We start from the raw sequence: 13,417 nt of genomic DNA, 5'->3' as shown, positions 1-13,417 counted from the left end.
TTGTCACCATCTTGCTGCGAGGCGTTGTGCAAGGTTTGAGCGCAGGGCCCTGCCTTGCTGGCGTCTGTTGCACCAGAATGGTGACGGTTCTTCGAAGAATCAGGCGACGCGACGGAACACGTGGGTATCGTTAAATTCCTTGGTGCTCTGGCATTCGACGCAGAAACGGGATTCCGGACGGGCATGCAGCCGCTTGAGGGAGATCTCGTCACCGCAAGATTCGCAGTAACCAAAATCCCCTTCGCTGATGCGCTTCAATGCGCCCCGCAGCTTGCGCAGGTGCAGCTTGTCGTGCTCGATGCGGTTCAGCTCCAGACGGCGGGCTTCCTCGATACTGGCACGGTCAATTTCATCAGCCATCTCGTTGGTGTCGGTGGCGATGGCCTGGCTGGCCTGGGAGTTCAGGCGCTCTTCGAGCTCGACGATCTGTCGCTCGATCTGCCCCTTGTAAAAGGCCAGTTGGTCTTCAGTCATGAAATCACACATACGATTAACTACCAGTCAGTTTACTAACCCAATTATCCCTGTTTATGGGGGCTGTCTGCCTACAGACCAAGCCCTTGTATCCCGATTTGCACCTGTTTCATGCAAGAGAGTGCAAATCAGGGCGGGCCTTGTACCAAAAAAATGCAGCCAAGCAAAGCAAATAGGATAAGGATTGTGCGCCCTTGCAAAAAAATGGTCCGTTCCTGCGAGGGATTGGTCGGGATCTGGCGCCTGCTTCACCCTCTGTTGGCATCGCCTTTGCAACGATGAGAAGGGGGGCTTCGTACGGATTTGAGTGTTTAGTATTTGGTGCCGCCTTGGTCATTATATGCGCCGTTATTTATAGTTTTTTAAACACGCCCGCTTGACATTGCCCTTGATGGCGGGCTTTTATGGTGATGTTGATTACAATTTTATAACAAGGGTGTTCCATATATTAGACACCCTTGCCAATGGCAACCGTAAAGTCGGGGTTTAACATGGACAGTATCAAAGGCTGGATGGAGAGCAATCGCATCACGGAAGTGGAGTGCCTGTTCCCGGATTTCACCGGCAACGCCCGGGGCAAGATCATCCCAGCCAACAAGTTTTTGCGCGAAGGGGGCATGCGTCTGCCTGAGGTGATTTTCACCCAGACGGTGACCGGCGAATATCCGGATGACGACAGCATGATCGACCCGCTGGAGCGGGACATGCAGCTCTATCCCGACCCCAACACCATCCGTTTTGTCCCCTGGGCGCTGGAGCCCACTGCCCAGGTGATCCACGACTGTTTCGACGTCAACGGCAAGCTGATCGACATCGCGCCTCGCTCCGTGCTGCGTCGGGTTCTGTCATTTTACGAGAAGCAGGGTTGGAAGCCGGTGGTGGCGCCCGAGCTGGAATTCTATCTGGTCACCCGCAACGAAGACCCCGACTATCCGCTGGTGCCGCCGGTCGGTCGCAACGGCCGCCCTGAGACCGCCCGCCAGTCGTTCAGTATCGATGCGGTCAACGAGTTCGACCCCATTTTTGAAGACATGTATGACTACTGCGAGGCGCAGGAGCTGGAAGTGGACACCCTGATCCACGAGTCGGGCGCCGCCCAGATGGAGATCAACTTCCTGCATGGTGATGCCATCGATCTGGCGGATCAGGTGTTCCTGTTCAAGCGCACCATGCGTGAGGCCGCTCACCGCCACGGCATCTATGCCACCTTTATGGCCAAGCCGATGAGCGACGAACCGGGGTCGGCCATGCACATCCACCAGAGTCTGGAAGATGTGAACGGCCACAACCTGTTCGGCACTCCGAACGGCGGCAACAGCGAACAGTTCATGCACTTTATCGCCGGTCTGCAGAAATACACCCCGGCGGTGACCGCCCTGCTGGCCCCCAACGTCAACTCCTACCGCCGCCTCACCTTTGGCGAGAGCGCGCCGCGCAACGTCCAGTGGGGGGTCGAGAACCGCACTTGTGGCCTGCGGGTGCCCTTCTCCGACCCGAGCGCGCGGCGGGTGGAAAACCGCTTCGCCGGTGCCGATGCCAACCCCTATCTGGCACTGGCCGCCACTCTGGCTTGTGGCTATCTCGGCATGATGGAGAAGCTGGAGCCGCTGCCGGAGATGAAGTCGAGCGCCTATGACCTGCCCTACAGCCTGCCCCGCTCGCTGGAGGAGGCACTCAGCCATCTCGAACAGTGCGAGCCCATCAAGGAGATGTTGGGTGAGCGCTTCACCCGCGCCTTCGTCGCGGTCAAACGCAAAGAGTACGAGACCTACTTCGGGGTGATCAGTCGCTGGGAGCGGGAGTTCCTGCTGCTGAACGTTTGATCCCTCTGTAACGGGGAGGCTGGAGTCGGCCTCCCCGGTCCCTGTATCGAAGAGACCGGAACGCGAGTCAGGTGGCGGCTGCCACCTGTGAGTGGTTGTGGCCGAAAGAGCGCTGCGACCTGGATTGATTAACGATTGAATCTTGCCAAATCGAAGGCGCAGGGGAGTAACGAATGCAGCAGACACGCCGTGAGTGACTGTGGCTGCGAACGTGCCAACGCACCTGACTGTTTGACGACTGAATCTTGCTAAATCGAAGGAACCGAGGAGCAACAAATGCAGCAGACAACCCGTGAGTGGCAACAACTGGATGCCAGCCACCACCTGCACCCCTTTACCGACTTTCAGGCCCTGAACAAGAAGGGCTCGCGCATCATTACCAAAGCCAGCGGCGTCTATCTGGAAGACTCCGAGGGCAAACGCATTCTCGACGGCATGGCGGGCCTGTGGTGCGTCAATATGGGCTATGGCTGCCAGGAGCTGGTGGATGCCGCTACCCACCAGATGCAGCAGTTGCCCTACTACAACCTCTTCTTCCAGACCGCTCACCCGCCGGTGATCGAGCTGGCGACCCTGCTGGCCGAGGTGACGCCAGCCCATCTCAACCACGTCTTCTTCACCGGCTCCGGCTCCGAGTGCAACGACACCGTGCTGCGGATGGTGCGCCACTACTGGGCCAGCAAGGGGCAGCCTGACAAACAGGTTATTATCAGTCGCCACAACGCCTATCACGGATCCACCGTGGCGGGGGCGAGTCTGGGCGGCATGAAGGGGATGCATGCCCAGGGTGGTCTGCCCATTCCCGGCATAGTGCACATCGATCAGCCATACCACTTCGGTGAGGGGCAGGGGATGGGTGCCCACGAGTTCGGGCTGGAGCGGGCCCGTCAGCTGGAGCAGAAGATTCTGGAGCTGGGGGTGGACAAGGTGGCTGCCTTTATCGGCGAGCCGATCCAGGGGGCGGGCGGCGTCATCATTCCGCCTGACAGCTACTGGCCGGAGATCCAGCGCATCTGCGATCACTACTGCATCCTGCTGATCGCCGACGAGGTGATCTGCGGCTTTGGCCGTACCGGCCACTGGTTTGCCAGCGAAGGGTTTGGCATCAAGCCGGACCTGATGTGTCTGGCCAAGGGGATCACCTCCGGTTATCTGCCGCTCGGCGCAGTGATGGTCAGTGACCGGGTTGCCAAGGGGTTGGTGGAGGAGGGGGGCGAGTTCAACCACGGCTTCACCTACTCGGGTCATCCGGTCTCCTGCGCCGTGGCGGTGGCCAACATCCAGCTTATGCAGAAAGAGAGCATAGTTAAGCGAGTGCATGATACTATCGGCCCCTATTTGCAGCGCCGCTGGGCGGAGCTGGCCGATCATCCGCTGGTGGGAGAAACCCGAGGCAAAGGATTGGTCGCCGCGCTGGAAATCGTTGAGGACAAGCAGACCAACCGGCGTTTCCCGGCCGAGGCAAATGCGGGGATGACTTGCCGGGAGTTCTGCTTTAACAATGGCTTGGTGATGAGGGCGGTAGGCGATACCATGATCATATCGCCCCCCTTGGTCATCACCGAGGAACAGGTTGATGAATTGGTCGATCTGGCCAGGCGCAGTCTGGATCTGACAGCCGCAAAGCTGAAGGGTTGAGGCGGGTCGGGCAGGTTGGCATGCGCATACAATTTGCTTAGGAGACAAGGATGATGTCTTTCAAAACAGGAGTGATCGCTGCCTCTGTGGCTCTGGTCATGGCAAGTGCCGGAGCAATGGCTGAAGAGAAGGTGCTGCACGTCTACAACTGGAGCGACTACATAGCGCCGGATACCCTGGATAACTTCCAGAAGGAGACGGGGATCAAGGTGGTCTATGACGTGTTCGACAGTAACGAGGTACTGGAAGCCAAGTTGCTGGCGGGTAGTTCGGGCTACGACATCGTGGTGCCATCCAACCCCTTCCTGGCCAAGCAGATCAAGGCGGGCGTGTTCCAGAAACTGGACAAGTCCAAGCTCTCCAATTGGCAAAACATGGATGTCGACCTGCTCAAGGCGCTCGAGCCGAGCGATCCGGGCAACCAGTACTCCATCCCCTATCTGTGGGGCACCATCGGCTATGCCTACAACGCCGAGAAAGTGAAAGCCTTGCTGGGGGCCGATGCCCCGGTCAACTCCTGGGATCTGGTGTTCAAGCCGGAGAACATGGCCAAGTTGAAAGAGTGTGGCGTCTCCTTCCTCGATTCACCGACCGAAATGCTGCCGGCTGCTCTGCAATATCTGGGCTTCAAACCGGATAGCCAGAAACCGGCCGAGCTGAAGAAGGCTGAGGAGCTGTTCCTCTCCATCCGTCCCTATACCGCCTATTTCCACTCCTCCAAGTACATCTCGGATCTGGCCAACGGCAACCTCTGCGTAGCGGTCGGTTACTCCGGTGACTTGCAGCAGTCCAAGGCGCGGGCAGCCGAGGCCAAGAATGGCGTCGCGCTCACCTACACCATTCCGAAAGAGGGGGCAGGCAGCTTCTTTGACATGATCGCCATTCCGGCGGATGCCAAGAACGTCGAGGCGGCCCACACCTTCATCAACTACCTGATGAAGCCCGAGGTGATCGCCAATATCACCAACGTGGTGCAGTTCCCGAACGGCAACAAGGCGGCGACCCCGCTGGTGGATGAGGCGATCCGCACCGATCCGGGTATCTACCCTGATGCGGCGACCCTGCAGAAGATCTACACCTTCCCGGATCTGCCGGCCAAGGTGCAGCGTCTGATGACCCGCAGCTGGACCAAGATCAAGTCCGGCAAGTAAGTAACGAATGCCCCTCCCGGTCCGCAGTTCGGCCGGGAGGGTAGTGATGCCATCCATCCGGATGGGCCGCGCGAATGGATGCGCAGACGGTCAACCACTGAAACAGGAGAACTGACACCGTGAATACAACCAGATTGCTAACCGTAGCGCTGACCATGGGATTGGCGAATGTGGCCCAGGCTGCTCCTGTGCTGCACTTCTACAACTGGTCTGACTATATCGGCGAGACCACTCTCAGCGATTTCCAGCAGGCGACCGGGATCAAGACTGTCTATGACGTGTTTGACTCCAACGAGACCCTGGAAGGCAAGTTGCTGACGGGGCGGACCGGTTACGATTTGGTGGTGCCCTCCAATAATTTCCTGGCCAAGCAGATCAAGGCGGGAGCCTTCCAGAAGCTGGATAAATCCCTGCTGCCCAATTTGGCCAACCTGGATCCCGTGCTGCTCAAGCAGCTCGACAAGGTGGATCCGGGTCATCAGTACGCGGTGCCCTATCTGTGGGGGACCAACGGCATCGGCTACAACGTCGACAAAATCAAGGCGGTGCTGGGGGTCGACAAGATTGACTCCTGGGCCACCATCTTCGAACCGGAAAACATGGCGAAACTCTCTCGCTGCGGCGTCGCCTTCCTCGACTCTGCCGACGAGATGATCCCTGCAGCCCTCAACTACCTCGGACTCGATCCCAACAGTCATGCGACGGGGGATATCAAGCAGGCCGAGGCGCTGCTGCTCAAGGTGCGGCCCTATGTGGCCTACTTCCACTCCTCCAAATACATCGGCGATCTCGCCAATGGCGACATCTGCGTGGCGGCCGGTTTTTCCGGCGACATCCTGCAAGCCGCTGCCCGCGCCGATGAAGCTGGCAAGGGGGTGAAAATTGCCTACAGCATTCCGAAAGAGGGGGGCAATCTCTGGTTCGACATGATGGCGATCCCGTCCGATGCCACCAATGTCAAAGAGGCGCACGCCCTCATCAACTACGTCCTGCAGCCCGAAGTGATCGCCAAGGTCAGCGACTATGTGGGCTATGCGAATCCCAACTCAAGGGCGGGCGAGTTTATGGATGAGGCGGTGCGCAACAATGAGGAGGTATATCCCCCTCAAGCCGTGCTGGAGCGACTCTATGTGCAGGAAGCACATCCCCGCTCGGTACAGCGTCTAATCACCCGGAGTTGGACCAAGATCAAGTCCGGTACCTAACCTTGGTGCCCGTTCGGGGGCGCCAAATCGCTTTTATGGATCGGCCGCAAGGCCGGTATCACGTTGGGGAGTTTGGTAATGGCGATAGCCTCCAGTGCCTACAAGAAAGCCCTCGAGGGCAGTCAGCAGCGCAAAGAAGTGCTGGTGAAAATTGATCGGGTAAGCAAGCAGTTCGACGAAACGCTGGCGGTCGATAACGTATCTCTCAATATTCACAAGGGGGAGATTTTCGCCCTGCTCGGCGGGTCCGGTTCCGGCAAATCGACCCTGCTGCGGATGCTGGCCGGTTTCGAACGCCCGACCGAGGGACGACTGTTCCTCGACGGGGTCGACATCACCGACATGCCCCCCTATGAACGCCCCATCAACATGATGTTCCAGTCCTACGCCCTGTTCCCCCATATGACGGTGGCCCAGAACATCGCCTTTGGCCTCAAGCAGGATGGCCTGCCCAAGGCCGAGATCGATGCCCGGGTAGAAGAGATGCTCAAGCTGGTGCAGATGACCCAGTATGCCCGCCGCAAACCGCATCAGCTCTCCGGTGGCCAGCGTCAGCGGGTGGCGTTGGCTCGCTCGCTAGCCAAGCGTCCCAAGTTGCTGCTGCTGGATGAACCCATGGGGGCGCTCGACAAGAAGCTGCGTTCCAAGATGCAACTGGAGCTGGTTGAGATCATCGAGCGGGTCGGGGTTACCTGCGTCATGGTGACCCACGATCAGGAAGAGGCCATGACTATGGCGGAGCGGATCGCCATCATGCACCTCGGCTGCATCGAGCAGATCGGCAGCCCGATGGATATCTACGAGACTCCGGCCAGTCGGCTGGTGTGCGAGTTCATCGGCAACGTCAACCTGTTCGATGGCCTGCTGGTGGAGGATGAGCAGGACCACGCCACCATCGCCTGCGCCGATCTGGAGCAGCCCATCTATGTGGGCCACGGCATCAGCTCCCGCGCCGAAAACAAGAAGGTGACCTACGCCCTGCGGCCGGAAAAACTGCTGATGAGTCTGCAAAAGCCGGAGGAGATCGAGCACCCGGACTTCAACTGGACCAAGGGTGAGGTCTATGACATCGCCTATCTGGGCGGTCACTCGGTTTATCACATTCAGCTGCCCTCGGGCAAAATCGTTCAGGCTTTCATCGCCAATGCCGAACGCCACGGCAAGCGGCCAACCTGGGATGACCAGGTGTTCCTCTACTGGGAAGATGACAGCGGCGTGGTGCTGCAATCATGAAGTTCTTGCAACGACTGAAGCGGGTCGGGGGGCGCCGACTGGTGATCGGCATCCCCTTCTTCTGGCTGTTCCTCTTCTTCCTGCTGCCCTTCGTCATCGTGGTGAAGATCAGTTTTGCGGAAGCGGATGTGGCGATCCCGCCCTACACCGACGTGGTGAGCTGGGCCGACAATCAGCTCACCATTCTGCTCAACATGGGCAACTACCTGCTGCTGCAGGAGGATGAGCTCTATATCGCGGCCTATCTGGGCTCCCTCAAGATGGCCTTCGTCAGCACTTTGCTCTGCCTGCTGATTGGCTATCCGATGGCCTACTCCATCGCCCGGGCCAACAAGGAGACCCAGACCGTTTTGCTGCTGCTGATCATGATGCCGACCTGGACCGCCATTCTGATCCGGGTCTACGCGTGGATGGGGATCCTCAGCAACAACGGCCTGCTCAATAGCGTCTTGCTGGGGATCGGGGTGATCGACGAGCCGCTGCAGATCCTCAACACCAACCTGGCGGTCTATATCGGCATCGTTTACTCCTACCTGCCCTTCATGGTGCTGCCGCTCTACGCCAATCTGGTCAAGCATGACCAGAGCCTGCTGGAGGCCGCCTCTGACCTGGGGGCCCGCAACCTGACCCGTTTCTGGCAGATCACGGTGCCGCTCTCCAAAAACGGCATTATCGCCGGCTGCATGCTGGTGTTTATTCCGGTGGTGGGGGAGTTCGTTATTCCGGAAATGCTGGGCGGCCCGGAGACCCTGATGATCGGTAAGGTGCTATGGCAGGAGTTCTTCAACAACCGCGACTGGCCGGTCGCCTCTGCGCTGGCGGTGGTGATGCTGGCGGTGCTGATCATTCCGATCATCCTCTTCAACCGTAACCAGGCCAAAGAGCTGGAGGGCAAGGCATGATGAAGCGTTTCGGTTTTGCCAAACTGATGCTCTGGCTGGGGCTGCTGTTTATCTACCTGCCCATGATCATCATGGTGGTCTACTCCTTCAACGCCTCCAAGCTGGTGACGGTGTGGGGTGGCTGGTCGCTCAAGTGGTACTTCGGCCTGCTCGACAACAAGCAGCTGATCGGGTCGGTGTTCCGCTCGCTGGAGATCGCCTTCTACACCGCGATCGCCGCGGTGGCGCTGGGGACGGTGGCAGCCTTCGTGCTGACCCGAATTCCCCACTTCCGTGGTCGCACCCTGTTCGGCGGCATGGTGACGGCGCCGCTGGTGATGCCCGAGGTGATCACCGGTCTGTCGCTGCTGCTGCTGTTCGTGGCGATGGCCCAGCTGGTGGGCTGGCCCGCCGAGCGGGGCATGCTGACCATCTGGATCGCCCACACCACCTTCTGTACCGCCTACGTGGCGATCGTGGTGTCGGCGCGCTTGCGGGAACTGGATCTCTCCATTGAGGAGGCGGCGATGGATCTTGGCGCCAAGCCGTGGAAGGTGTTCTTCCTGATCACTATCCCGATGATCGCCCCCTCGCTGGCGGCAGGCGGCATGATGTCGTTCGCCCTGTCGCTGGATGATCTGGTGCTGGCGAGCTTCGTCTCCGGCCCGGGCTCGACCACCTTGCCGATGGAGGTCTTCTCGGCGGTGCGGCTAGGGGTGAAACCCGAGATCAACGCGGTGGCCAGCCTGATCCTGTTGTCGGTATCGCTCTTTACCTTCGGCAGCTGGTATCTGATGGCCAGGGCGGAGAAGCGCCGTCGCGCCGAGATAGCCATGACCACCCAGATGCAGGCCGTCGTCTGACGCCATGATAAGATCCGCCTACTCTCGTCAACCTGGAGGATGAGTATGCGGATCTCCCTTTTTAGCGGTCGTGGCACCGAGCTGGTGCCCGGCCTCACCAGCGCCATTCACAAGCAACCGATCTCTGCACCAGTTCGCTGTACCTTTGCCGGTCTGGAAGGGGATGAGCAGTGTGACCTGCGCCACCACGGTGGCCCGGATCGGGCGCTCCACTACTATCCTGCCGATCACTATCTCTGGTGGCAGACCTGGCAAACCGCACTGGGCTTGCCTGCGCCACGCACACCCTGGCAACCTGCCGCCTTTGGCGAGAACCTCTCCGGTATCGGGCTGACCGAGGTGCAAGCCTGCATTGGCGATGTCTATCGACTCGGCGAGGCGCTGATCCAGATAAGTCAGCCAAGATCCCCCTGCTTCAAGCTCAACCAGCGCTTTGGCTATGGCCAGATGTCGCAGGTGATGCAGCTGAGTGGCCGTTGTGGCTGGCTGCTGCGGGTGCTGGAGGAGGGCATGATCGCGCCTGACAGGGCCATGGAGCTGGTAGACAGACCCTATCCCGAACTGACGGTGAAGCGCACGGCGGATATCCTGTTCAATCAGGTGCGCAATGAAGCGGATCTGCTGATGTTGCTGGAGAATCCGGCCCTCTCACCCAACTGGCGCCAGCATGCAGCCGACTGGCTGGAGCATGGCACTGTGGCTGACTGGCAGCGCCGTCTGCTGGGGCCAGCCTCCCTGCGCCTGGCCTGACGGCCGGTTACCGGAATGTCACCAGCTGGCTGCAGTCCGGTAAACGGGTGAAAAGAGTGCTGAATAGTTGAGCGAACGGCACTTTTTTTCCTGCCAAATGCAAAAAAGGCTTGTGTCGGGTCTGGGCTTTCGGTAAATTCCCGTCCCGCAGACATCGGTGTGTAGCGCAGCTTGGTAGCGCACTTCGTTCGGGACGAAGGGGTCGGAGGTTCGAATCCTCTCACACCGACCAAATTCAATAAGGGCTTAGCTTCGGCTAGGCCCTTGTGCATTTCCGGCCCTCCAGTTCTGTGGGGCATTTTGATTTTCTGTCCTGTTTACCACATCTGCAATCGATACCTATTGACTCCTCATCCGTTGTTTCCCCCTTCTTGGAAACGTGTTAACTATTTCCTTCCATACAGATTGTCCGACTCGTTGCGGGCCTCAAATGAGCGGCTGATTTCAATCTCTTTGAATATCAAGGTTCGACGGCAGGAAAAGGATGACCAGATATGCAAGGCCAGGAACGGCAATGCCAGGAGTTTTACCAGACTCGTTTTGCTGGATATGCACAGCAGCTTGCCCCATTCGCCGCACTTGATGAGTGCCTTCACGACTTTCTGGATCAACGTCCGAGCGGCAAATACACAACTCGCAATCGTGCTGCCGGACTGGCTGCCGCATCCTTTTGGTGGGAGCCAGTCAATCTTGAAAGTGCTCAACTGGCAAGCTTGGCACTGGGACGTATTTTGCATTTTGAGGATGCTATTAGCACTGCGCTGCTGGATCATCTGTCCGCTCGTCATCCAGATGTATTGCGTTGGGCGATTCGTTACTCGAAGCTGTTTACACGCAGCGATTCACCGCTCTGGCAGCATCTTCGGGACAATCTCGTCAGCAAGGATTGGTGCGTATTTTTCGGCGTCTGTGATCGCTTGCTTGAGCAACTCGAACCATTCGATAAAGCCATCGCACGGGCTGAGTCCCACCTGAAGTCGCTTACGCTATTAGAGCTACTTTCCTATTTGAGCGTGACAGCTTATGGGCAACTTGGTGCCGCTAAGGATAGAGACAGCAGGGCGGAAGATTGGGATGTCTATGATCGGATTATCGCGCGCAAACTGTTGAATTGTTCCGAGCGTGATTTTCAACTGACAGAGGAGGTTCTCGGCCGATCTCTCAAGCGTCATTTGTCGCCACTCCTTTTTCCACAGTCAGGTGTGGGGCGAGAGTGTGTTGCCTACCTCGAATCGGTTGCCCTGCTTATTGCCGCTATGCGCGAGCGAATCGATTACGAGAATTCCATCAATTGGTTCTGTTTTGACAGCGATTGCGGTTACCAGCTCAAGCCGGGACAACCGGTCATCTTCAATAAAACTGATTTGGGCTCACAGCGCTGGCAGCGTACTGAGAGAAAAAGCAGGTTGCTTTGGCACTACTGGATGTACCGCGCGATTGAGCAATTCGCAGCGTCCGATATGGCTGGCGCAATCATAGGGAGGCCGGAAAACCACGAAGCGAATCAGCTTGCTTACATAAAAGCCATTCGCAGTCAGCTCTACCTGCAGACCATTTTCGGGTTGGGTGAGCGGGTCAGACTGAACGATGGAGCTGAGGTAGCCCTGCACCACGCGATATTAGCCAGTGAGCTGACAACCGTGTTCTTCGAGCAGGCATTTCTCCAGCCTTTTCTGCGCTATATGGATGACTCAGGTGTAGCAGTGAAGGCTCTGGGTCAATTGGCTTTTGAAGGACTTGTGCATGGTGAGAACCGCTTTCCCATCACCTGGTCGGAACCGAAAGATAAGATCCGTCGTATTTGTGGTTGGACCGTCAGCCCTGAGCATCCCAAGGGCGACCCCGAGGCGGCCGAAGCCATCCTGAAGTTCTGGACCAGTGATCTGCAGGCTCTATCCGCGCAGATAAGGCAAGCGCCAAGCATACCGTCACCACGACTGTACGAGCGGCCGTTCTACAAGATTGGCCGCTACAGTTTTCAGTTCCCCTGGGTTGCCGGTCAACAGAACAATCTGACCGCTGCGGTGAATAACCTGCGTCGTGTTGAACAACGCAGGCCAGCTTTGCGCAGCGAAACGGAGCGTATTGAACATACCCTTGCCGAAGCGCTAAGGCAGAGGGGATTCCACGTCGTGGTGGGCTACCAACCGCCACTGAGTGATGAGCGCGATGCTGGCGAAGTGGACCTGATCTGTCACTTGGATGGGGTTGCGTTGCTGCTGGAGGTCAAGTCTGGCTTCATTCGTTCAACTCGCCATGAAGTCTGGCTGCATCGAACCAATACCCTGCGCAAGGCGGCGAGGCAGTTAAAGCGCAAGCAACCGGTTGTGCTTCAAGCACTGCAAAATGACCAAGGGTTGCGTTCAGCTCTATTGCTGAGTGATGTTAATCCTCTGCCAGCCCGGCATGCCTGGGTTGTGGATACGTCGATTGAATTTGATGGTGAGGTTGTCGATGGGTTCCACGTCGTCTCCCGCGAGATCATGGAGATCGCTTTGCGCGATGAACCGCATTATCTGCGGGAGTTTGAAGAGATGGATGAGGCTGAGGCTGGGAATGAGGTAGAGACTCTGTATGCCGACGGATTCAGTGCGCAAGCTCTTGTTAGGTTGATCGAGTCCGATGGGGTCTGGAGTGATGTGCTGTAGAACGTGACAAGTAGGTTTGCGGAATTCATGAGGTGTGGGGCGCCACATTTTGGCTATCTGCTTGGCAATAAAGCAGTAGCCGTGTGCATTAAAAGGGCCACCGCTCGGTGGCCCATCGGTGGAGTCTGATCCTGACTCCGGCACTCTAGATTGTGGCAATCTCGCTATGGGTCTTGTCTATGGTGCCCTCCTTGCGCGCCAGGCGCTTACTCAGATATGCCAGTGCTGATGCCGCAAAGCCTTGAAACTGTGTTGAGGCAGCAAGGCCGCGTGCTTGGGGTACTCACTAATGAAATGTTCTATTCCCTCCATCAGTTGTGCACGTAATGAAATCACGGGCTCATGCCAGGCTTGCAGGCATAGATGGCCGGGGATCAACTGCTCCTGATAATCTTCCAGCAGCTGTTCTGGCCAGGGTTCAATACCGGAATTGCGTTGCAGCAAATAGTGGGCGGCGGGTTCACGGGCATAAATGAACTGAATTTGGGCCAGATCGCGTTGGCATAGCGTTTGACTGTTGATATGACAGGTCAAATATTTTCCCGTCTTCAGATCCAGAAAGTGACCGCGTTGCCGACAGGGTACGATGCGATACCAAGGCAGGGGTGAGGAGAGAGAATACCCCTCAAGCTCCTGTTCCAACCAGTGGCGACACTCGGGTGTCTGCACCTCGTCGAGCATGGACTCGAGCTGTGTCAACAAGGCTCTGGATGGTTTGGTGGCCAGTTTCGCACTCATCGCCTGCAATCCT

Annotated in this window: 11 protein-coding genes and 1 tRNA gene; 10 read left to right on the top strand and 2 right to left on the bottom strand. The window is 57.9% G+C overall.

Annotation, left to right across the window (positions count from 1 at the left end; genetic code table 11):
• Nucleotides 1-99: 99 nt before the first annotated feature.
• Nucleotides 100-486: a TraR/DksA family transcriptional regulator gene (locus OKB77_RS16435; protein WP_005356952.1), complete on the bottom strand. Its 387-nt coding sequence runs from the start codon at nt 484-486 to the stop codon at nt 100-102.
• A gap of 479 nt (nt 487-965) precedes the next feature.
• On the opposite strand from OKB77_RS16435, the gene OKB77_RS16430 reads away from it, so the two are divergent.
• The 10 genes from OKB77_RS16430 to OKB77_RS16385 all read left to right on the top strand — a co-directional run bounded on the left by OKB77_RS16430 (nt 966) and on the right by OKB77_RS16385 (nt 12,666).
• Nucleotides 966-2,297 carry a glutamine synthetase family protein gene (locus OKB77_RS16430; RefSeq protein WP_013723370.1) on the top strand — a complete coding sequence of 444 codons (1,332 nt, stop codon included), beginning with the start codon at nt 966-968 and terminating at the stop codon, nt 2,295-2,297.
• 276 nt (nt 2,298-2,573) lie between these two features.
• On the top strand, nt 2,574-3,935 hold the full coding sequence (locus tag OKB77_RS16425; RefSeq protein WP_265776204.1) for an aspartate aminotransferase family protein: 1,362 nt from the start codon (nt 2,574-2,576) through the stop codon (nt 3,933-3,935).
• Between the two features lie 53 nt (nt 3,936-3,988).
• A complete protein-coding gene (locus OKB77_RS16420) occupies nt 3,989-5,086 on the top strand; it encodes an extracellular solute-binding protein (protein WP_270817989.1) in 1,098 nt (365 codons plus the stop codon).
• 119 nt (nt 5,087-5,205) lie between these two features.
• Nucleotides 5,206-6,291 carry a polyamine ABC transporter substrate-binding protein gene (locus OKB77_RS16415; protein WP_108612035.1) on the top strand — a complete coding sequence of 362 codons (1,086 nt, stop codon included), beginning with the start codon at nt 5,206-5,208 and terminating at the stop codon, nt 6,289-6,291.
• Nucleotides 6,292-6,369: 78 nt separating this feature from the next.
• A complete protein-coding gene (gene potA, locus OKB77_RS16410; protein WP_005340704.1) occupies nt 6,370-7,524 on the top strand; it encodes a polyamine ABC transporter ATP-binding protein in 1,155 nt (384 codons plus the stop codon).
• A complete protein-coding gene (locus OKB77_RS16405) occupies nt 7,521-8,426 on the top strand; it encodes an ABC transporter permease subunit (protein ID WP_005340703.1) in 906 nt (301 codons plus the stop codon). The genes potA and OKB77_RS16405 overlap by 4 nt, the downstream gene beginning before the upstream one ends.
• Nucleotides 8,423-9,268 carry an ABC transporter permease subunit gene (locus tag OKB77_RS16400; protein ID WP_374880156.1) on the top strand — a complete coding sequence of 282 codons (846 nt, stop codon included), beginning with the start codon at nt 8,423-8,425 and terminating at the stop codon, nt 9,266-9,268. The genes OKB77_RS16405 and OKB77_RS16400 overlap by 4 nt, the downstream gene beginning before the upstream one ends.
• A 45-nt stretch (nt 9,269-9,313) precedes the next feature.
• A complete protein-coding gene (locus OKB77_RS16395; RefSeq protein WP_265776203.1) occupies nt 9,314-10,018 on the top strand; it encodes an MOSC domain-containing protein in 705 nt (234 codons plus the stop codon).
• Nucleotides 10,019-10,173: 155 nt separating this feature from the next.
• Nucleotides 10,174-10,250 (top strand) — tRNA-Pro (locus tag OKB77_RS16390).
• A 262-nt stretch (nt 10,251-10,512) separates the two neighbouring features.
• Nucleotides 10,513-12,666, top strand: a complete 2,154-nt coding sequence (locus OKB77_RS16385; RefSeq protein WP_270817981.1) for a nuclease-related domain-containing protein — start codon at nt 10,513-10,515, stop codon at nt 12,664-12,666.
• Nucleotides 12,667-12,876: 210 nt separating this feature from the next.
• On the opposite strand, the gene OKB77_RS16380 is transcribed toward OKB77_RS16385, so the two are convergent.
• On the bottom strand, nt 12,877-13,404 hold the full coding sequence (locus OKB77_RS16380; protein ID WP_151287336.1) for an AbiTii domain-containing protein: 528 nt from the start codon (nt 13,402-13,404) through the stop codon (nt 12,877-12,879).
• Between the last annotated feature and the right edge of the window lie 13 nt (nt 13,405-13,417).

Source organism: Aeromonas sp. Y318-3 (assembly GCF_027706185.1).
Taxonomy (GTDB): Bacteria; Pseudomonadota; Gammaproteobacteria; order Enterobacterales; family Aeromonadaceae; genus Aeromonas; species Aeromonas veronii.
This window is presented reverse-complemented; position numbering and strand designations above follow the sequence as displayed.